Consider the following 20,778-nt stretch of genomic DNA (forward strand, 5'->3'; position numbering starts at 1 on the left):
TCACGAGTGCTTGGCATGCAACTACCGGACATGAACCTGCTGGTCGCCCTCGACGCCTTGCTCGACGAGGGCAGCGTGGTCGGCGCCGCGCGCCGCATGAACCTCAGCCCCGCCGCCATGAGCCGCACCCTCACGCGTATCCGCGAAGCCGTGGGCGACCCGATCCTGGTGCGCGCCGGGCGCGGCCTGGTGCCCACGCCCAAGGCCCTGCAACTGCAAGGCCAGGTGCGCAACGTGGTGGAGCAGGCAGCGCTGCTGTTCCGCTCGGCGGACCAGGTGGACCTGAGCACATTGCGCCGCCGCTTCAGCGTGCGCGCCAATGATTTTTTCATCGGTGTGTATGGCGGGCGCCTGTTCGACACCATGGAACGCATGGCCCCCCTGTGCGAACTGTGCTTTGTGCCCGAAGGTGACACCGACGACGAGGCCCTGCGCGAAGGGCGCCTGGACTTGCGCGTGAGCAACACCATGCCGGTCAGCCCCGAAGTGAAGGTGCAGAACCTGTTCTCCACCACCTTCGTCGGCCTGGCGCGGGAAGACCATCCGTTGTTTGACGAAGAAATCACCGCGGCGCGTTTTGCCAGCTACTCGCACATCAGCATCTCGCGGCGCGGCATTGCGCGCGGGCCGATCGACACCGCACTGAATGCCCAGGGGCTGGAACGCCGCGTGGCGATGATCGCCCCGGGTTTCCACGGTGCGATGTTCATGCTGCCCGACTCCGACCTGCTGCTGCCGGTGCCCAAGGAAGCGCTGCTGAGCGCTAATCGCCTGAAGTTGCCACTGCGTGCATTCGCCTTGCCGATCTCGCTGCCGACGTTGGTGTTGGCCCAATCCTGGCATCCGCGATTCGACAAAGACCCCGCCCACAAATGGCTGCGCGAAACCATGCGCGAGAGTTGCCACGCCACCTGGCTCGAAGCCCAGCCCACCTGACGCCCCAAGCCAGCTCCTACACGAATTCAGGATTGCGTCTGGCGCAGTTATACCCTGCCAATAAGTAACTTTTTGTCATGTGTGTGCCTGATTAAACTGCTCGGGTATTTACCATTCCGAGTTATCTGTTCATGACGTCCCTCGCTGCCCCCGCACTCCAGGCCGCAGCCAAGCCCACTGCCATGACCCCGCCCGTCTTCGGTCCGCGCATCATCATCGGTCTGGTCGGCGTGTTGCTGGCCGTGCTGGTCTCCGGTCTCAACGAGATGGTCACCAAGGTGGCCCTCGCGGATATTCGCGGTGCGCTGTACATCGGTTTTGACGAAGGCACCTGGCTGGTCGCGGCTTATACCGCCACCTCCGTGTCGGCCATGGCGTTTGCGCCTTGGTGCTCGGTGACCTTTTCCCTGCGCCGCTTCACGCTGTGCGCCATCGGCCTATTCACCGTGCTGGGGATCCTGTGCCCGTTCGCGCCGAACTACGAAAGCCTGCTGGTGCTGCGCACTGTGCAAGGCCTGGCCGGTGGCGCGTTGCCGCCGATGCTGATGACCGTGGCGCTGCGTTTTCTGCCGGCCAACGTCAAGCTGTACGGCTTGGCCGGCTATGCACTCACCGCCACCTTCGGCCCGAGCCTGGGCACGCCGCTGGCGGCGCTGTGGACCGAGTACGTCGGTTGGCAGTGGGCGTTCTGGCAGATCGTCGCGCCGTGCCTGCTGGCCATGGTCGCCGTGGCCTACGGGCTGCCGCAGGACCCGCTGCGCCTGGAGCGCTTCAAGCAGTTCAACTGGCGCGGTCTGCTGCTGGGCTTCCCGGCGATCTGCATGCTGGTCATCGGCATCCTGCAAGGCAACCGCCTGGACTGGTTCGAGTCGGGCCTGATCACCTTCCTGTTGTGCGGCGGCAGTGCCTTGCTGGTGCTGTTCATGGTGAACGAGTGGTCCCAGCCCATACCGTTCTTCAAGCTGCAGATGCTCGGCCTGCGCAACCTGTCGTTTGCGCTGATCGTGCTGGCGGGCGTGCTTATGGTGCTGACCTCGGTGATCATCATCCCGTCGAGTTTTCTCGCCCAGGTCCAGGGCTATCGTCCGCTGCAAACCGCGCCAGTGATGCTGCTGATGGCCATCCCGCAGTTGATCGCGCTGCCGCTGGTGGCGGCGCTGTGCAACCTGCGTTGGGTTGATTGTCGCTGGGTGCTGGGGATCGGCCTGGGGATGCTGGTGCTGTGCTGCGTGGGCAGTGCGCACCTCACTTCGGAATGGATTCGTGACGATTTCTACGGCCTGTACCTGCTGCAAATCTTCGGGCAACCGATGGCCGTGTTGCCGCTGCTGATGCTCTCCACCGGCAGCATCCAGCCCATGGACGGCCCGTTCGCCTCGGCCTGGTTCAACACCATCAAGGGCCTGGCCGCCGTGATCGCCACCGGTGTGCTCGATACCTTGACCACCCAGCGCCTGCATTTTCACTCGACCATGTTGGTCGACCGCCTGGGTAACTCACCGCTGGCCGACGGCGACGCGCCGGGCCTGGCGCACCGCCTGCACGAACAGGCCGTGGTGCTGACTTCTTCGGATCTGTATTACGTCATGGCCGCAGTCGCGGTGGCGTTGATCCTGCTGATTTTCTGGATGCCCACGCGGATTTTCCCGCCTCGCGCACCGACTTGATTGAAAGGACTGTTCATGAAACGCAAAGACAAAATTGCCGTCTCCGTTATTGCTGTGTTCGCCTTCGGCGTGCTGGTGTATCTGGTCGCACCGGGTGTGCTGGGCAGCAAGCGCCAGACCACCAACGACGCCTTCGTTGCTGCGGACTTCACCCTGGTGGCGCCACGTGTGGCCGGTTTCATCAAGGAGGTGTTGGTGGAAGACAACCAGCGTGTCAAGGCCGGGCAACTGCTGGCGCTGATCGACGACCGCGACTTCCGCGCTGCCGCCCAGGCTGCCGACGCCGATGCGTTGGTGGCCCAGGCCCAACTGAAAAACGCCACCGCCACCCTCGAGCGCCAAAGCTCGGTGATCGCCCAGGCCCAGGCCACCGTCGCGGCGGATCGTGCCGAAATGGCCTTTGCCGAACACGAACTGAATCGCTACAACCACCTCGCCGGTGTCGGTGCCGGCACCGTGCAGAATGCCCAGCAAGCCAAGACCCGCATCGACCAGGCCACCGCGCGCCTGGCCAATGCCACGGCGGTGCTGGCGGCTGAACGCAAGCAAGTGGAAATCCTCACCGCCCAGCGCGACGCCGCCGAAGGTGGGCTCAAGCGTGCCCAGGCCGCGCTGGAATTGGCCAGTTACCAGCTGTCGTACACGCGCATTGTCGCGCCGGTGGATGGCATGGTCGGCGAGCGTGCAGTGCGGGTGGGCGCCTACGTGACGCCAGGCAGCAAGATCCTTGCGGTCGTGCCGCTGGAAGAAGCGTACGTGGTGGCCAACTTCCAGGAAACCCAGCTCTCCCATATGCACGCCGGCCAGGCCGTGCAGGTGCGCGTCGACAGCCTCGACGGTGAGTTGCTCAACGGCCATCTGGAAAGCCTCGCGCCTGCCACCGGGGTGACCTTTGCCTCGGTCAAACCCGATAACGCCACCGGTAACTTCACCAAGGTGGTGCAGCGCATCCCGGTGAAAATCGTCCTCGAACCCAACCAGGCGCACACCGAACGCTTGCGGGTCGGCATGTCGGTGGAAGCCAGCGTCGACACCCGGCCGGTCGTGCAGACCCGTGAGGTGGCCCAGCAATGAAACGAGTGGCCTGGCTCACCATGAGCCTCATCAGCCTGAGCGCCTGCACGGTCGGTCCGGATTTCCAAAAGCCCCAGAGCCCGCAAGTGACGCAATGGAACGCGCCCCAGGGTCGCCAGGCGGCCAGCCGTGCCGTCAGCGATCCCTTGCAGGAGCGCTGGTGGGATGTATTCCACGACGCGCAACTCTCGGCGCTCACCCGTCGCGCGCTCACCGATAACCTCGACCTGAAATTGGCCAGCAGTCGCCTGCAGCAAAGCCGTGCCGTGCGCCAGGTGACCACCGCCGAGCGTTATCCCAACGTCAACGCCAACGGTGATTACCTGCGCCAACGCAACAGCGGCAAGGGCCTGAGCGACCCTTCCGGCAACAACGGCCGCTCGGCGTTCAATCAGTGGGACATGGGTTTTTCCGCCTCTTGGGAGCTGGACTTCTGGGGCCGGGTAAAACGCGAAACCGAAGCCGCTGACGCCACCCTGCAAGTGGCTGAAGACGACCGCCGCGCGGTGTTGTTGTCGGTACTCGCCGAGACGGCCCAGGACTATATCCAACTGCGCGGCGTACAGAACACCCGCGCCGTCACCGAGCAAAACCTCGACGTCGCGCGACACAGCCTCAAACTCTCGCAGTTGCGCCTGGCGGACGGTGTGGCGACGGATCTGGACGTCGCCGAAGCCGCCGCCCAGGTCGCCGCTATCGAAGCGCGTCTGCCGGATCTGCAACAGCGCCAGGACCAACTGATCAACGCCCTCAGCCTGTTGATGGGCGAGCCGCCGCAGGCCCTGCATGCGCAGTTGTCCAAGGACGCCGCTGTGCCGCAGACCCAGCGCCAGGTCGCGATTGGCTTACCGTCGGAGTTGGCCGAACGCCGCCCGGATATCCGCCAGGCCGAAGCACGCCTGCACGCCGCCACCGCCAGCATTGGCGTGGCCAAGGGCGACTTCTACCCGCGCATCACTTTATCCGGCAGCCTCGGTTCCCAGGCCATGCAACTCTCGGATCTCGGTTCCTGGGGCTCCCGCGCCTTTGCCTTCGGCCCGCAGTTCAGCTTGCCGTTGTTCAATGGCGGGCGCCTGCAAGGCATGCTGAACCTGCGCGAAGCCCAGCAACAGGAAGCGGCGCTCGCGTACCAGCAAACCGTGCTGCGAGCCTGGCATGAGATCGACGACCAACTGACTCGCTATAACGCCAGCCAACTGCGCCGCGACAGCCTCGCCGAAGCCGTGCGCCAGAACCAGATTGCCCTGAGCACCGCGCAACAGCAGTACGTGGAAGGCGTGGTGGATTTCGTCAACGTGCTCACCGTGCAGAGCGCGTTGCTGGCCACGCAAGAGCAGTGGGTGGAGAGCTCGACCAGCGTGGACCTGGCCATGGTTGGGCTGTACAAAGCGTTGGGTGGCGGCTGGGAATCGGTGTATCCGCTGCAAACCGCTGGGCGCTGAACGGCGAAGAGTTTTTGTCAGTCGCGAAATAAGATAATTGCTCTCAATAGTGTATCTGAGCTTTTCATGGACACCGCGACTGACGGCCAGCGACAGCTTCACCTCCTGTACCGCGACCATCACGGCTGGCTGCAAGGCGGGTTGCGCAAGCGTCTGGGCGACCGTGAGCATGCGGCCGTTGTGGCGCAGGACACCTTCCTGCGCCTACAGATTGCGTGCATCAAGGGTTTTGCAAAAACACCACATAGCCTCGAAACCACTCGCTGTCCTTCAGATACCCCGGCTCTTCCCACTCCCCGCCCTGAATCAAGCCAACCTTGAACGGCAACCCCAACCGGTTCATCCGTGGCAAATACGCCGTGTAATCCGGGATGCTGTGCCGCCCCTGATACGTTTGCACCACCACTTCATCCACCACCCCTTTGAGTTGAGCGATGGCAGCCGGATCAGCGTTGCTGCTCCAGTCCATCAAGCCGGTGATGCTCAGGCGCAGGTCGGTGGGCAGGCGCTGGCGCAGGTCGCGCAGGAAGTCGGCGTATTCATGCAGGTACTGAGTGCGAGCATCGAAGTCGATCTGGATGCCCACCACCGGATTGCCTGCGTCGCGCCAGCGTTGCACCTGGCCGAACAGTTGGCGGTAGACCTGCTCGGGCCAGTGCAGGGTGTGGGCGCGGTAGACGATCCAGATGTCGCCTTCGGTAAGGCGCGGCACGCTGATGCCTTGGGCAATCATCTGCACGCCGCGCTGGGGCGCGCGGCGCGTGGAGTTGATCTGGCCCTGGAGGATGTACAGGGTTTTCGCCTGCTTGAGCACCGGCTGTGGTGTAACCCCGCTCCACAGCCAGAAGGCGTCATAGTCGCGGGCGTCGACGGCGCCGAAGGCCGGGCTTGCCAGCAACAGCAAACCTAGCCACAGGTGCTTCACCAGTAGTACTGCAGCGATTTGCCCCACTGGGTGTCGGCGTAGCTGGTTTTCAACTGGCGAAACCAGGCCTTGCGCACGGCCGGTTCTACATCGACGCCGCCGCAACTGTTGTAGCCCGAGGGCCCGTAGCAGTTGATGGCGCGGAACAGGGCGTAGGCCTTGTCATTCTTGGGTGCCTTGGCGTTGCCGATCACCTGTTTGTAGCCGTCCAGGCGCGAGAAGGTTTCACCCTTGAAGTCCGATGCACTGCTGCCCAGGCTGCCGGCGGCGCGCGCCTGTTCCAGTGGCATGCCGTCCAGGCCGTTGCGCAGGATGAACTCACCCAGGCAGTTCAAGCCTTGTGGGTTTTTGGCATCGCCCTGCAAGGTCGCGGCGGTTTGCGCAATGCTCGGGCAGCTGTAGCCAGACTCGGCTTTGTCGCCGTTCCACTGGAACAGCTTCAAGGTCTGGCTGGTGCTGTAGACGTAGCCCAGGCTGGTGCCCAGTTTGTCTTCCGGGGCAGAGGCTGGCAGCTGCTTGAGGTCGTCGGCGAAGGTAGCGTACTGACCGCGCAGCAGGTCTTTGTAGAGCAGCACGAATTGCGCAGTCTGGCGTTCCAGCGGATCGCTGGCCTGGGCGATCTGCTGGCGCAGCAACTCGGGACCGGCGACGTTGCGCAGCAGGATGTAACGCACCTGCTTGGCGCTGATCGGCGAATCGGCGGCAAACACCTTGGCCAACTGGCCGCTGCGCTCGTAGTTCATGGCCAACGCCAACTCAAGCTGATCGCGTTGCAACGGCAACTTCGCCAGCGGCAGCAGTTGCAGCCAGAGCGCTTCGGCGCCTTTCCAATCTTGCTTGGCTTCCAGGGCCAGGGCGCGCAGGGTTTGTTGGCTGAAGGCAAAGTAATTCAGGCTCGACGGCACGCTCTGGGGCAATTGTTTCAGCGCGGCGTCCGGCTGATGCTCGGTATACAGCGCAGACACCGCGAGCAAGTAGTCATACAGCTCCGGCGCGCTGGAAAACGCAGTTTTCTGCTTTTCCAGGTCGGTGCGGGAGAGGGCGGGCTGGTTGCCACCGCGCATCACCATCAGGTTGCTGACAAACTGGATCATCGGCGTGCTGACGGTTTCGCTATTGACCATCAACAGCTTGAGGTCGGCTTCCTCCACCAGTTCATCCACCGACACATTACGCTGCGCGTCCGTTGCCTCGGTCATTGCCCAGCCGAAGGCCTCGGCGAGCTTGGTGTTGTCACCTGCCAACCAATAAACACGGCGCAACAGGCCACGGGCGGAGGCCAGGTAGTCGCCCTGTGGATAAGTTTTCAGGTAACCGAGAAAGCCTTCCTCGGCATGGCTCAGGGCGGACTTATCCACATGCTCGAGCTGCGGCATGCCGTACTCGTCAAAGGCTTCAGCCTGGGCCTGGTTCAAAGACGTGCGCGCAGTCATATACAGCGCGGTTTCCTTCAGCCAAGGCACGTGGCTGGCGCTGGCGGCGGCAAAACCGCGCTCAGCGTCACCGAAGCGACCGCTGTAGAAGTCGGCGGCGGCTTGCAGGTAGGTACGGAACAGTTGGCCGTCGTTGGCCTGGATCTGCTGGGCGTCCACCACCTGGCCTTCCCACGAACAGGCTGTGAGCAGTTGCAGGCGCGCTTTTATCAGCAGCTCACGCTCAGCAGCCGGCATGTCGGCCTTGATCACCTGGCTGATGAACGCCGTGGCGCTGTCATCATCGTTGCTGCGGCAACGGCTGCCCTCGCCAGTCAGGAACGCTTCGCCTGCGGTCTTGTACTCGTCGCGCTGGATGCCCAGGGGCTTGAGCAGGGTGTCGAGTTCGGCGGTGCGTGAATTGTCCGGCTTGTTGTCGGGCTCATCGTTTGTCGCGGGGATAGGCGCCAGGCGATAGACCGGGAACGGCACCGGGCCGAAGCCCTGAGACAGATCATCTTCGCTCAGCGCATTGGGCGTGAGCGGTTCGGCCTTTTTGTCCGCCAGCAGCAGGCGCAGGTTGACGCGACTGTCGTTGCCGGGGCTGAGGAAGGGCAGGTTACTGCAGGAATCGAGGCTATCACGCGAGACGCGCCAGTCGGGGTAGCACGAGTCGTCAGAGCTGGCCTGGGCCTGTTGGGTGATGCCGGCAAGCAGTGCCAGTGCCAGGGGTGACAGAAAACCGATGCGCATGACGTGTCCTTGATCCTGAGTCCTTGGAGGGAGGCAATAATAGCGTGTTCCTACGGTTGCTTCGGAGAAGCCCTGCACAAATTATTGATTTGTCCGATTCCAGCAGCCAGCCTGGATCTTTTGTCCTAGAGTGGCGGTGTTTGCGCTTGGGCAATCGGGGGAATCGAGGTGCGTCGGTCTGTGGTAGAGCAAAACGAAAAGGTCGGGACGTTGCCCGCACTCAATCGCCTCACGTGGGAAGGTGCCGGCTGGATCAGCCGACTGTGGTGGGTACCGATCCTGGCGCTGGCCATGGTGCTGCGTTTTTACAACCTGACGTCGGCGGCGATATGGGGCGACGAGGGCTCTAGTCTGCTGCTCAGCGAATACGCCCTGGGCGACCTGTGGTTCCACGCCGCGCACGACGTGCACCCGCCGCTGTATTTTTTCCTGCTGCGCGGCTGGATCGAACTGTTCGGCGACAGCATCTGGTCGATTCGCGGCATGAGTGCCATTCCCGGTGTGGTCGTCGTGGGCTTGGGCATCTGGCTGACGCGGCAACTGTCCACCCGTCGTGCGGCGCTGCTGGCGGGGATACTGCTGGCGCTGTTGCCCACGGCGGTGCGCTACAGCCAGGAAGTGCGCATGTATTCGCTGCTGGGTGTATGGCTGCTGGGCGCCACGCTGGCGCTGGTTTACTGGGTACGCCAACCTGAGCGCACGCGTTATCTGGCGGCGTATGTCGTGTTGATGACGGCCGGTTTCTACACCCATTACTTCACTGCGCTATGCGTGTTGGTGCATTGGGCTTACCTGGGCATGCTGAGTGTCACGATGCCGCGCGACCAACGCCTGATCACGCGCCCGGCGTGGTGGTTGGTCAACGCCACGATTGTGCTGTTGTACCTGCCTTGGCTGCCGAATCTGCTGGACTTGGTGCAACACGTCGAACAGCTCAAGGTGGGCGGCGACATTGGCTGGGAAGAACCGGTCAGCCTGTTCTCCCTCCCCTCGATGATCTGGCAGTTCGTGCTCCAGGATGAAGGCGTCGGCTTCTGGGCGCCGCTGTTCTGGCTGTTTCCACTGCTGCTGGTGGCGGTGGTTGTCATTACTGCCTGGCATGACCGCGAGCGCTACCGACCGGCCAGCCTGATGGTGCTGTTCTTTCTGCTGCCATTGCTGCTGGTCTACGGCGTGTCGTTTGTCTCCCCGGTGTTTATCGAGCGTTACCTGACGGTCTACGCTCTGGGCTTGCCGATTCTGCTGGCGATGGCCATTGATCGTCTGCCGTCGCGGTTTGCACTGCTGGGAGCGGCATTGTTTGTGCTGTTCGTCGGCGTCGAGCTGGTGGGGTTGAAGAACAATTTCACCGTGGATGAGCACGACCAATTCAACGTGCCGGTGGAGTTCGTCAACCGCAACTATCAGGAAGACGACCGCATCGTCCTCAGCGACATGATGTGGTACCTCAGCTATGTGTATTACGACCAGACCGACGCCCAGTTGCAGCTCTACACCCCGCCCAAACCCGACGGCACGCCCACCCGGCCGAATGCCTATGGCTTCGGCACCCTGGTGGACCAGGACGGCGGACGCATCTACCTCGACCACCTGTCGGCACTGCCCGCCGAAACCCGTCGCGTGTGGCTGATCAGCAGCAACGAAGCGCCGGACGATTTCGCCCCGCTGCCTGAGGGCTGGCGCGAACTCAGTCGCCAGGATGGCGGCGGCGCCAGGGCGCGCTTGTTCGTGTTGTGTAATGTCCCGTCGGCGCAACCCGAGGGCTGCCGCTAGACTGGGTGAATGCTTTTTTCTATCAGGAGCCCATCATGGAATCGCCCGTGCATAGCTTGCCGTCACTGTTCAAACAGCTGGGTCTGCCGGATGACCCGGTGAGTATCGAAAAGTTTGTGGCGGTGCATTCGCCGCTCAAGCCGGAGCTGAAACTGGCGGATGCGTTTTTCTGGACGGACAGCCAGAAGGCGTTTTTGCGCGAGGAGATTCTGGAGGATGCGGATTGGGCGGAAGTGGTGGATGAGTTGAATCTCATGTTGCGGGGTGGGCGAGGGGGGTAAAAAAACCTAGGGTTTTACCGCGTTAGTGAGCTTTTTCTGACGCACGCGCCTGTCTCCCCACGCTAAGACCCGGACGGGCCAAGCCCCGATCTAAATGTGGGAGTTGGCTTGCCTGCGATAGCGGAGTGTCAGTCGACATATACCTCGAGTGGCCCACCGCAATCGCAGGCAAGCCAGCTCCCACAGAGTTTTGCGGTGTTAGTAAATTCTGTACCGACGCACCGACCACCACCCATCCGCTAAATTGTTTCAAAACTTGACGCATCTGGATCCATCCACCATATTGATAGTTAGCAAACTAACTGTATGCGAACTATCCAGTGCCTCAATCCCTCGAACAACTCCAGATGAACCTCAGCAGCAGCATGGTGGTGGGCGCCCGTAACTGGCGCAAAATCTGCCAGACCACGCTGGTGAGCTACGGCATCTCCGAAGCCTGCGCCGTGCCGTTGTTGATGATCGGCCGCCTGGGCGATGGTGTGCACCAGGTCAAGGTCGCCCAGGCGTCCGGGATGGAAAGCCCGTCGCTGGTGCGCTTGCTCGATCGTCTGTGCACCGACGGTTATGTGTGCCGCACCGAAGACGTGCATGACCGTCGCGCCAAGGCCTTGAGCCTGACCGAGCGCGGCCGCGAGCTGGTGCAAGCGGTGGAAGTGCAATTGGTGCGGCTGCGCAAGGAAGTGCTGGCAGACATGACCCCAGGTGATATGGAGGCCGCGCTGCGAGTGCTGCGCGCCTTCGAGGCAGCGTCGCTTTGAACGGATTTTTTACCGGTTTCCCGCCTGCCCGTGATTGGTTCTATGGGGTCCGTACCTTCGCGGCCTCGATGATTGCCTTGTACATCGCCATGCTCATGCAAATGCCGCGTCCGTATTGGGCGATGGCGACGGTGTATATCGTCTCCAGCCCGTTTGTCGGCCCTACCAGTTCCAAAGCGCTGTACCGCGCCATCGGCACCTTCATGGGGGCGGCGGCGGCCGTTCTTTTTGTGCCGATGTTCGTGCAGTCGCCCTACATGCTGGTGGTGGTGATTGCCTTGTGGACGGGCACCCTGCTGTTCCTCTCCATGCACCTGCGCACGGCCAACAACTACGCCCTGATGCTCGCCGGCTACACCTTGCCGTTGATCGCCCTGCCGGTGGTGGATAACCCCCTGGCGGTGTGGGATGTGGCAGAGGCGCGTACCGAAGAAATCTTCCTCGGTATCGCAGTGGCAGCAGTGGTGGGCGCAATGTTCTGGCCGCGCCGGCTGATGCCGGTGTTTGATGGTTCGGTGGCCAAGTGGTTTGCCGACGCTCAGGTCTACAGCCAGCGGTTCCTCACACGCAATGTAGAGCCCGACGAAATCAGCACGCTGCGCGGCGGTATGGTCGCCACCTTCAACACCCTCGAATTGATGATCGGCCAGTTGCCCCACGAAGGCGCGCGGCCGCAGACAGTGCGCAACACCAAGGAATTGCGCGGGCGCATGATCCACCTGCTGCCGGTGATCGATGCCCTGGATGATGCGGTGTACGCGATTGAACACCGCGCCCCGGAATTCGCAGATCAGCTCACACCGTTGCTGGAGGCCGCCAACGCCTGGCTGGAAAGCACCACCGAAACAGCCCCGCTTGAACGCTGGCGCGTGCTGCGCGACAAGGTCGACGCCGCTCAACCCCAGGGCGAAGCGCTGGATGACCGGCACACGCTGCTGTTCTCCAATGCGCTCTATCGTCTCGCAGAGTGGATCGACCTGTGGCAAGACTGCCGCAGCCTGCAAGCTGCCATCCAGTGCGAGAGCCAGGACACCTGGCGCGCCGTGTACCGTCACTGGCGCCTGGGCCGGCTCACGCCGTTCCTCGACCGTGGGTTGATGTTCTACTCGGCGTTCTCCACCGTCACCGCGATCATCGTCGCCTCGGTGCTGTGGATCCTGCTCGGCTGGACCGACGGCGGCAGCGCGGTGATCCTGGCCGCTGTCGCCTGCAGCTTTTTCGCCTCGATGGATGACCCGGCGCCACAGATCTATCGGTTCTTTTTCTGGACCGCCATGTCAGTGCTGTTTGCCAGCCTCTATCTGTTCCTAGTGCTGCCCAACCTGCATGACTTCCCGATGCTGGTGCTGGCGTTCGCCGTGCCGTTTATCTGTATCGGCACGCTCACCGTGCAGCCGCGTTTTTACCTGGGCATGTTGCTGACGCTGGTGAACACCTCGTCGTTCATCAGCATCCAGGGCGCCTATGACGCGGACTTCCTCAACTTCGCCAACGTCAACCTGGCGGGGCCGGTGGGCTTGTTGTTTGCCTTTGTGTGGACGCTGATCGCGCGGCCCTTCGGCGCTGAATTGGCGGCCAAGCGCCTGACCCGTTTCAGCTGGCGCGACATCGTCAGCCTCACCGAGCCCGCGACCCTGGCCGAACACCGGCACATGGCCGCGCAGATGCTTGACCGCCTGATGCAACACCTGCCGCGCCTGGCCCTGATCAACCAGGACACCGGCACCGCCCTGCGCGATTTGCGCGTGGCGCTGAACCTGCTCGACCTGCTGGCCTACTCGCCGCGCATCCTCGGGGTGCCACGGGTGTTGCTCAACCAGGTGGTGGAAGGCGTGGGCGGCTATTTCAAGGCGTGCCTCAAGGCCGGTGAACGCTTGCCCGCGCCCAGCGGTCTGCTGATGACCCTGGACCGCACGCGCCGCGCCCTCAACGGCCAGGGCCTGCAAGACGAAGACGACACCCGCCTGCACCTGCTGCACGCGTTGGCCGGGCTGCGCCTGTCGCTGCTGCCGGGCGTGGAATTTATTGGCGGCACCGAAATGGAAGCGCCGCTACCTGATGGAGCGCCTTTATGATCGGTGATCTGGATATCAGCGGGGTGTTCCTGCCCACGCTGCTGGTGCTGATGGGCATTACGTACGTGTTGTTCCTGGTGGTGCACGGGTTGTTGACCCGCGTCCACTTCTATCGCCTGGTCTGGCACCGGGCATTGTTCAATGTGGGGCTCTACGCGCTGTTGCTGGGCGCGGTGGACTCACTCAGTCGATACCTGATGACATGAAAAAACCTTTTTTAACCATCGGCCGTGTAGTCCTCACGTTGTTGATCGTGACGTTTGCGGTCGTCGTGGTGTGGCGCATGGTCATGTACTACATGTTTGCCCCCTGGACCCGTGACGGCCACATCCGTGCCGACATCGTGCAGATTGCGCCGGACGTGTCCGGGCTGATCCAGCGCGTGGACGTGCGCGACAACCAACTGGTGACCAAGGGCCAAGTGCTCTTCGCCGTCGACCAGGACCGTTTCAAGCTGGCCCTGCGCCAAGCCCAGGCCGCCGTCGCCGACCGCCAGGAAACCCTGGCGCAGGCCCAGCGCGAGTACAAGCGTAACCGTGGCCTCGGCAACCTGGTGCCCAGCGAGCAGCTGGAAGAAAGCCAGTCCCGCGTCGCCCGTGCCCAGTCGGCCCTGGCCGAAGCCCAGGTGACGGTGGATTCCGCCCAGCTCAACCTCGACCGCTCGGTGATCCGCAGCCCCGTGGACGGTTACGTCAACGACCGCGCGCCGCGCACCCAGGAATTCGTCACCGCCGGTCGCCCGGTGCTGTCGGTGGTCGACAGTAATTCCTTCCATATCGATGGCTATTTCGAAGAGACCAAGCTCGACGGTATCCATGTCGGCATGGGCGTGGACATCCGCGTGATTGGCGACAACGCCCGCCTGCGTGGCCACGTGCAGAGCATCGTCGCCGGTATCGAAGACCGCGACCGCAGCAGCGGCTCCAACCTGCTGCCCAACGTCAACCCGGCGTTCAGCTGGGTGCGCCTGGCCCAGCGGATTCCGGTGCGTATCGCCTTTGATGATGTGCCGGCGGACTTCCGTATGATCGCCGGGCGCACTGCCACGGTGTCGATCATCGGCGACAAGGCCAAAGACGGAGACCAGCCATGAAGCAGCTGCTGGCAACCGCTGCGCTGGGGTTGTTGCTGTCGGCCTGCCAAGTGGTGGGGCCGGATTACAAGCTGCCGGAAACGTCGGCCGTCAACCGTGGCGACCTGCAAGGGCCGCTCGCGGGCGAAGGCAATAATGTGGTGTCGGCGCCGGTGCCGGCGGACTGGTGGAAGCTCTATAAAGACCCGCGCCTGGACGAGCTGGTACGCCAGGCCATGGCCTCCAACACCGACTTGCGTGTGGCCGCCGCCAACCTGCAACGCGCGCGTTTCCAGACCCAGGAAGCGGAGTCCGCAGGCGGCTGGAGCGCCGGCGCCAAGGCCGAGGCCCAGCGCCTGCAAGAGTCGGGCGAAGCCTTTCTGCTGACAGAAAAAGTCCCAGTGGCCAATATTGGCAGCGCCAGCATCAGCACGTCCTACCAGTTCGACTTGTTCGGCACCCTGCAGCGCGGCATCGAAAGCGCCCAGGCCAGTGCCGACGCGGCCCAGGCGGCTGCCGACATCGCGCGCATCACCCTGGTGGCAGATGTGGTGCGCTCCTACACCCAGGTGTGCGCGGCCAACGAAGAACTGGCGATTGCCAACGAGTCCCTCGACCTGCAAGCCCAGAGCACCCAGCTCACCCAGCGCCTGCGCGACGCCGGGCGGGGTGATGAAACCCAGGTGACCCGTTCGCAGACCCAATACAAATCCTTGCGCGCCGACATGCCGCGCTACGAAGCGGCACGCCAGGCCGGGTTGTTCCGCCTGTCGATGCTGCTGGCCAAGCCGCTGGACCAACTGCCGGTGGGCACCGCCAGCTGCGCCGAGCTGCCACACATCGCCCAGTTGCTGCCGGTGGGCGACGGCGCGACCCTGCTCAAGCGTCGCCCCGATGTACGCCAGGCCGAACGCCAACTCGCCGCCGCGACTGCACGTATCGGCGTGGCCACCGGCGCGCTGTACCCGGACATCAGCATCGGCGCCACGGTGGGCACTGTCGGGATCCTCGATGACTTGGGCACACCGGCGACCAACCGTTGGGGCTTTGGCCCGCTGATCAGTTGGTCGGTGCCGACCAACGGCGCCCGCGCCCGTATCCACGAAGCCGAGGCCGCGACCCAGGGCGCCCTCGCGCATTTCGACGGTGTGGTGCTCAACGCCATCCGCGAAACCCAGACCGGCCTCGCGCAATACACCGCGCAGTTGCAACGCCGCGACGCCCTGGCCGAAGCGGGCGAGTCTGCCCGGGAAGCCGCAGACCAGACCCACCGCTTCTTCCAGGCGGGCCGAGCGTCGTTCCTGGCCGACCTGCAAGCCACCCGCACCTACACCGATGTGCGCGCGCAACTGGCAGCCGCCAACACCCAGGTTGCCATGAGCCAGATCGATCTGTTCCTGGCCTTGGGCGGTGGCTGGGAAAGCGGACGAACGCAAGCGTCACAGACCGGCAAACCCTGAGCGAATAGCTATGCTTTGACAGGCGGATCGCCGTGACGATTCGCCTGACACTGCTCGCGTTTGCTCATGGGGATTCCAATAATGAAAAACCCTTATGCTCCCGCTTTCTGGTGCGTGTGTTTCGCACTGGTGTTGTTATCGGCTGCCTATTTCTACGGCGTCATGCTGGCTCACCAACTCGACAAGGCCATGGTGTTTCTCGACAGCGCCTGCCTGGTGATCGGCACCCTGTCCATCGGCGTCGTGGCCTGGGCTTCCTACCAGAATCAACGAGTGAAAAAAAAGCTTCTCGAACAAGGCAAGACCCGCGTGGCGATCTGGGACACCAAGGTCGCCTTGCGCCGGGTCGAGACCGTGTTCGACCGCTATTTCTGGGGCAGCTATTGGCAGCCGGGGCGTACGTTCCAGGAAGTCATGGGTGACCTCACCGGCACGCCCTTGGAAAAAAGCCTCGAAGTCCTGAAAAAGCAGTGCGTAGCCCTCGACCAGCAGGTCGCGGATGGTAGGCATTGGCTGAATAACGCGCGGGAATTGTCCGATGTGGCAACCCAGATGGCCCGCGAGCGCTACCAGCTGGATTTCTGTGACCCCAAGGCCGACACCCCCGGCAATGCCGTGATACACCGCGAGTTTGAGGTGTTGGTGTACACCTGGACGGCGCGGCTGAAGAGTTTTGACCACCAGTTGGATGAAATTGAGCTGGAGTATTCCTGAACTACTACTGAACTGATCCCTCTGAAAGGCTGGGCCGTTTGTGGCCGCCAGTGCTAATCTTCCCCCGTTTTCGGCGGGCTTGAGCCAATCCCCCTCGGGGTTCAAGGAAGACAGCCCACTTCTCACAGGATTTGATCAGGTCACTTCATGAATAAGCCAGCAGTCGTTCTTTTGGGTTTTGTTGTCGCCGTCGGCGTCGTCAGTGCAGGCGGCGCCTGGTACACCGGCAAGCAGCTGGAGCCGGTGCTGCAGACGGCTGTGCAGGACGCCAACAAGGAACTGCAACGTTCCATGGCCGGTGTCGACGGCACCGTTGCCCTGGAGCTGGTGTCCCTGGACCGTGGCCTGTTCAGCAGTACCGCGCATTACCGCCTCAAGGGCCAGGGCTCGTTCTTCGGTGAACAGAACCCGAACCCCGAGCTGCTGATTGTCGACCATATCGAACACGGCCCGCTGCCGTTCTCTCGCCTGGTGTCGCTGAAGTGGCTGCCGGTCATGGCCACCAGTCACTATGCGTTGGAAAAGAACGCCACCACCGAAAAATGGTTCGCCGCCGCCAAAGACGTGTCGCCGCTCAAAGGCGTGGCCAATATCGGCTACAGCCGTTCGGTCACCGGCAACCTTGAATTGCTGCCGCTGGAGTTCAAGGACGAGACCTCCTCGGTGAGCTTCTCGGGCCTGAACCTGGATTTTGACAGCACCGCCGAGGGCAAGAAGGTCAAGGTGGATGGCTATATGAACAGCCTGAAGCTGGACGTAGTCGACGCCAATGGCGCGCCGTTCAACGCTGAGTTCGCCGGCCTGACCGTCGCCAGCAACCTGGAGAAATCCACCTTCGGTTTCTACACCGGCCAGAACACCGTAGAGCTAAGTGACACCAAGCTCACCTTTGGTCCGCAGAAAGCCGTGCTGACCTTCAAGGGCTTCGAGCAGAAAGACTCCAGTGAGATCAACGACAACAACATGGCCGGCCGTGTCGACTACAAGATCGACGAGATCGGCTACCAAGGCAAACCCGTCGGCTCTGCCGCCATGGCCCTGAGCTTGAAAAACATCGATGTGCCGTCGGGCCTGGTGCTGACCAAGCTCTACCAGGACAAGATGCAGCCGGTGCAAGCCGCTGCCGCCGCCGGCCAGCCGGTGCCGGAGCTGCAATTGACCGAGGCCGAGCAAACCCTGGCCGAAGCCAACGTCAACCAATTGCTGGCCGCCAAGCCGCACCTGGCGCTGGAAAACCTGTCGCTGAAAACCACTCACGGTGAGAGCAAGTTCAACCTGGTGCTGGACCTGGCCAAGCCGACCTCCATGGAACTGCCGCCGGTGGAACTGGGCAAGCAAATGGTCTCGCTGCTGGACGCCAACCTGACCCTGTCCAAGCCGATGATCGCCGACGTTGCCGCCCTGCAAGCGCAGGTCGGTGGTGTGACCGACCCTAAAGCCATCGAGCAGCAATCCCGGATGGCCAGTGAAATGGTCAGCGGCATGGCCGTCGGCACGCAGTTGGCGACCCTGGTAGGCAGCGACGTGGTCTCCAAGCTGCATTACGCCAACAATGAAGTGACCTTCAACGGCCAGAAGATGACCGTCGAGCAGTTCATTGGCTTCGTGATGTCCAAAGTCGGTGCGGTTGGCGGCGCGCAGTAACTATTTCGCCATCGCCCTGAAATAAAAGATGGGGGAGCGGGGTTGCCCGCGATAAGGGTCAAACAGTCGGCGTTCATGCCGGCTGGCAGCCCGTTATCGCAGGCAAGTTCGTTCCCCCATTCGTTTTTCAGATTTGCGGGCAATTCTGAACAATTGTTCTGACTTGTCCCTTTTCATACAGTCGTCGGGGATAGTTCCTACAGGAAAGCTAGGTCGGGTCACGAGACGCCGACACCCTGACGCAAATCGCTCAGGACCACCTATCGTTACAGCTTTCCGTGTGTAAGGAAGCTCACGATATGCTGCGAAACATTCCACTCAGTGCCTCAGGCCGGTTACGGCTGCTCATCGGGGTAACCTTGTGCAGCCAGTTGCTGATGCCCACCTTTGCCATGGCCGACCCGGCCTATGACGCCCTGATCATCCAGGCGCGCAACGGCAACTTCACACCCGCCCTTACTCAATTGCGTCAGCTGCCTGCCGAGCGCCAGACGCCAGGCCAGATCAGCGATCACCTGGTGATTGCCGGTTGGGCCGGCCAGGATGCCGAAGTGCTGAAGGTGTACGAGGCCCAGGGTCAGAACCGCAACCTGACCGCCCAGGCGCTGGCCACGGTCGCGAAGACCTATCGTAACCAGAAGCAGTGGGCGCAGGCCGAGGCGGTCTATCGCAAGGCGCTGCTGCGTGAGCCGAACAATGTCGACCTGCAACTGGGTCTGGCCCTCACCCAGGCAGACGGCGGTAAAGCCAGCGAAGCGGTGCAACGCGCCCGCGCGCTGGTGGCCGCCAAGCCCGATGACCCCAACCGGCGCATGGCCCTCGGCTACGCGCTGACCCGCGCCGGTTTGCAGTTCGACGCGCTGAATGAATTCGACCAGGCGTTTATCCGCGCCGGCGACAAACCGGAAGTGGCTCGCGAATACATCGTCGCCCTGCAAAAAGCCCGTTTGCCTGAGCCTGCGCTGCGCCTGTCGGCCCAGCGGCCAGGGCTTGTAGACCCTGTGACCCAACGTCGCCTGGAAGGTGACTTGGCTGCCGAGCGCGTGCGCATGGCCGAGTTCGCCACGCGCTCCGAGAAGGAACGCTATGTCATCGCTGACCGCGCGTTGCAGGGTTACGACCGACTCCTTGCCCGTTGGACCCCGGACCCCACCGCCCATGACGACGTGCTGACCTGGCGCATTGACCGCCTGGGCGCGCTCAAAGCCCGCGCGCGCACCGCTGACGTGATCCGCGAGTACGAAACCCTCAAGGCCGAAGGTGTGCAATTGCCCACCTACGCCGTGCGTTGGGTGGCGGCGTCCTACCTCGATCAGCGCCAGCCGGAAAAAGCCGAACCGTTATACCGCCAGGCGCTGAGTGCGCCCGACGCCGAACCCGATGATCGGGTCGAAGACACCACGGCGCTGTTCTACGCCTTGCAGGAAAGCGACAAAGCCGACGACGCGCGCGAGGTCGCCAACACCCTGGCCAAAAGCCAAAACCCACGGGTTGAACTCAAGGGCTTGCCCGTTGGCAACCCCAGCGACGCATGGATGGACGCGCAGCAACTGTCTGCCCAGGCTGGCGTCTTTGGCGGCGACCTGCCAGGCAGCGAGGCCGGCCTGGAAGCGCTGGTGGCCAAGGCCCCAGGCAATGTCGGCTTGCGCCTGGCCCAGGCCGATATGTACCGCGCCCGCGACTTGCCACGGCGCGCCGAAGGCATTCTCAAGGAAACCGAGGCCCAGGCCCCGCGCGATATTGGCCTGGAAGTGAGCCAGGCCTACACCGCGATGGACTTGCAGGAGTGGCGCCAGCTCGACGTGCTGACCGATGACGTGGTCGCACGCAACCCGGACAACCGCCAGGTGCAGCGCCTCAGCCGCCTGCGCGATGTGCATGACATGGCCGAGCTGCGGGTCGAGGCCTACACCGGCAAAAGCTTCGGTGGCGGCAACAACGGCGATGCGGGGGCGGTGTCGGGGAACCGTGACTGGGGCATCGAAAGCCGTCTCTACACGCCACCCATCGACGAAGACTGGCGCCTGTTCGCCGGTGCCGGCTATGCCCGCGCCGATTTCGAAGAAGGCACCGGCCAGCACCGATGGCAGGTTGTCGGCGTCGAGCGGCGTACCCGCGACATGACCATTGAAGCCGAGGTCTCCAACCACTCCTACGGCGACGGCTCCAAACAAGGCGCCGCCGTGTCGATTGCCCGCGACATCAATGACAACTGGCAATACGGCGGCAGCCTGGGCTACCTCCTGTCCACCACGCCCCTGCGGGCGTTGAATGACGGCGTCACAGCCAACGGCGGTAGCGGTTTTATCCGCTGGCGCGCCAACGAAAGCCGTGAATGGAAGCTGACCCTCAGCCCCTCCCATTTCAGTGATGGCAATGACCGCTTCGAAGCCTTGCTCAGCGGCCGCGAAGGCCTCTACAGCTCGTCCAAAGTGCAAGTGGACCTGGGTCTCGAAGTGGGTGCCAGCCGCAACAGCAAGGAAGACACGGTCTACTTCAACCCGAAGTCGGACTTCACCGTGTTGCCGGTCCTCAATATCAACCATGTGCTCTATCACCGCTACGAGACCCAGTGGAGTCAGCAGTTCCAGGTCGGTGCGGGTACGTATAGCCAGCGGGATTATTCCACCGGTGGCATCGGTCTGGTGGGCTACGGCCAACGCTTTCGCTGGAACGATGTCCTGGACGCCGGCGCCAACCTGAGCCTGATCAGCCGACCTTACGACGGTGATCGCGAACGCGATCTGCGCCTGCTCGTCGACCTCACTTACCGTTTCTAGAAGAGCCTGACC

Annotated in this window: 16 protein-coding genes and 1 pseudogene; 15 read left to right on the plus strand and 2 right to left on the minus strand. The window is 62.9% G+C overall.

The features are described 5' to 3' along the window. Window positions 1-15: 15 nt before the first annotated feature. From KHP07_RS25715 to KHP07_RS29625, 5 genes and pseudogenes are all read left to right on the plus strand, one after another. Window positions 16-936 carry a LysR family transcriptional regulator gene (locus KHP07_RS25715; protein WP_065899503.1) on the plus strand — a complete coding sequence of 307 codons (921 nt, stop codon included), beginning with the start codon at window positions 16-18 and terminating at the stop codon, window positions 934-936. Window positions 937-1,067: 131 nt separating this feature from the next. Next, the gene (locus tag KHP07_RS25720; protein ID WP_078046290.1) at window positions 1,068-2,603 is read left to right on the plus strand and encodes an MFS transporter; all 1,536 of its coding nucleotides are present in this window, start codon (window positions 1,068-1,070) and stop codon (window positions 2,601-2,603) included. A gap of 15 nt (window positions 2,604-2,618) precedes the next feature. Then, window positions 2,619-3,677 carry an HlyD family secretion protein gene (locus KHP07_RS25725; RefSeq protein ID WP_214498272.1) on the plus strand — a complete coding sequence of 353 codons (1,059 nt, stop codon included), beginning with the start codon at window positions 2,619-2,621 and terminating at the stop codon, window positions 3,675-3,677. Next, on the plus strand, window positions 3,674-5,119 hold the full coding sequence (locus KHP07_RS25730) for an efflux transporter outer membrane subunit (protein ID WP_214498273.1): 1,446 nt from the start codon (window positions 3,674-3,676) through the stop codon (window positions 5,117-5,119). The genes KHP07_RS25725 and KHP07_RS25730 overlap by 4 nt, the downstream gene beginning before the upstream one ends. Before the next feature lie 66 nt (window positions 5,120-5,185). Next, window positions 5,186-5,335: pseudogene (locus KHP07_RS29625) on the plus strand (RNA polymerase subunit sigma); the annotation flags it as partial. A 4-nt stretch (window positions 5,336-5,339) separates the two neighbouring features. On the opposite strand, the gene KHP07_RS25735 reads toward KHP07_RS29625, so the two are convergent. Both KHP07_RS25735 and KHP07_RS25740 read right to left on the minus strand, forming a co-directional pair. Further along, window positions 5,340-6,044, minus strand: coding sequence for a DUF3142 domain-containing protein (locus KHP07_RS25735; protein ID WP_100491788.1), 705 nt, complete (start codon window positions 6,042-6,044; stop codon window positions 5,340-5,342). Continuing rightward, the gene (locus KHP07_RS25740; protein WP_214498274.1) at window positions 6,041-8,209 is read right to left on the minus strand and encodes a PA5441 family protein; all 2,169 of its coding nucleotides are present in this window, start codon (window positions 8,207-8,209) and stop codon (window positions 6,041-6,043) included. Before KHP07_RS25740 ends, KHP07_RS25735 begins: the two co-directional genes overlap by 4 nt. Before the next feature lie 168 nt (window positions 8,210-8,377). On the opposite strand from KHP07_RS25740, the gene KHP07_RS25745 reads away from it, so the two are divergent. From KHP07_RS25745 to pgaA, 10 genes are all read left to right on the plus strand, one after another. Next, window positions 8,378-9,982 (plus strand): glycosyltransferase family 39 protein, encoded by a 1,605-nt coding sequence (locus KHP07_RS25745; RefSeq protein WP_214498275.1) that lies wholly within the window; start codon window positions 8,378-8,380, stop codon window positions 9,980-9,982. 35 nt (window positions 9,983-10,017) lie between these two features. Next, window positions 10,018-10,263, plus strand: a complete 246-nt coding sequence (locus KHP07_RS25750; protein ID WP_028615223.1) for a DUF2789 domain-containing protein — start codon at window positions 10,018-10,020, stop codon at window positions 10,261-10,263. A gap of 347 nt (window positions 10,264-10,610) precedes the next feature. Continuing rightward, on the plus strand, window positions 10,611-11,021 hold the full coding sequence (locus tag KHP07_RS25755; protein WP_028615224.1) for a MarR family winged helix-turn-helix transcriptional regulator: 411 nt from the start codon (window positions 10,611-10,613) through the stop codon (window positions 11,019-11,021). Next, window positions 11,018-13,096 (plus strand): FUSC family protein, encoded by a 2,079-nt coding sequence (locus KHP07_RS25760; protein WP_078046296.1) that lies wholly within the window; start codon window positions 11,018-11,020, stop codon window positions 13,094-13,096. Before KHP07_RS25755 ends, KHP07_RS25760 begins: the two co-directional genes overlap by 4 nt. Then, the gene (locus KHP07_RS25765) at window positions 13,093-13,302 is read left to right on the plus strand and encodes a DUF1656 domain-containing protein (protein ID WP_012721577.1); all 210 of its coding nucleotides are present in this window, start codon (window positions 13,093-13,095) and stop codon (window positions 13,300-13,302) included. The genes KHP07_RS25760 and KHP07_RS25765 overlap by 4 nt, the downstream gene beginning before the upstream one ends. Beyond that, entirely contained in the window at window positions 13,299-14,189 is an 891-nt protein-coding gene (locus tag KHP07_RS25770) for an efflux RND transporter periplasmic adaptor subunit (protein WP_099491531.1), read from the plus strand. Before KHP07_RS25765 ends, KHP07_RS25770 begins: the two co-directional genes overlap by 4 nt. Beyond that, window positions 14,186-15,628 (plus strand): efflux transporter outer membrane subunit, encoded by a 1,443-nt coding sequence (locus KHP07_RS25775; protein WP_078046298.1) that lies wholly within the window; start codon window positions 14,186-14,188, stop codon window positions 15,626-15,628. Before KHP07_RS25770 ends, KHP07_RS25775 begins: the two co-directional genes overlap by 4 nt. Before the next feature lie 81 nt (window positions 15,629-15,709). Next, on the plus strand, window positions 15,710-16,342 hold the full coding sequence (locus KHP07_RS25780; RefSeq protein WP_078046299.1) for an NADH:ubiquinone oxidoreductase subunit N: 633 nt from the start codon (window positions 15,710-15,712) through the stop codon (window positions 16,340-16,342). Window positions 16,343-16,489: 147 nt separating this feature from the next. Further along, a complete protein-coding gene (locus KHP07_RS25785) occupies window positions 16,490-17,986 on the plus strand; it encodes a YdgA family protein (protein ID WP_214498276.1) in 1,497 nt (498 codons plus the stop codon). Window positions 17,987-18,285: 299 nt separating this feature from the next. Beyond that, on the plus strand, window positions 18,286-20,766 hold the full coding sequence (gene pgaA, locus KHP07_RS25790) for a poly-beta-1,6 N-acetyl-D-glucosamine export porin PgaA (protein ID WP_100491783.1): 2,481 nt from the start codon (window positions 18,286-18,288) through the stop codon (window positions 20,764-20,766). Window positions 20,767-20,778 lie beyond the last annotated feature (12 nt).

This window comes from Pseudomonas sp. VS40, from assembly GCF_018587885.1.
GTDB classification, from domain to species: domain Bacteria; phylum Pseudomonadota; class Gammaproteobacteria; order Pseudomonadales; family Pseudomonadaceae; genus Aquipseudomonas; species Aquipseudomonas pergaminensis.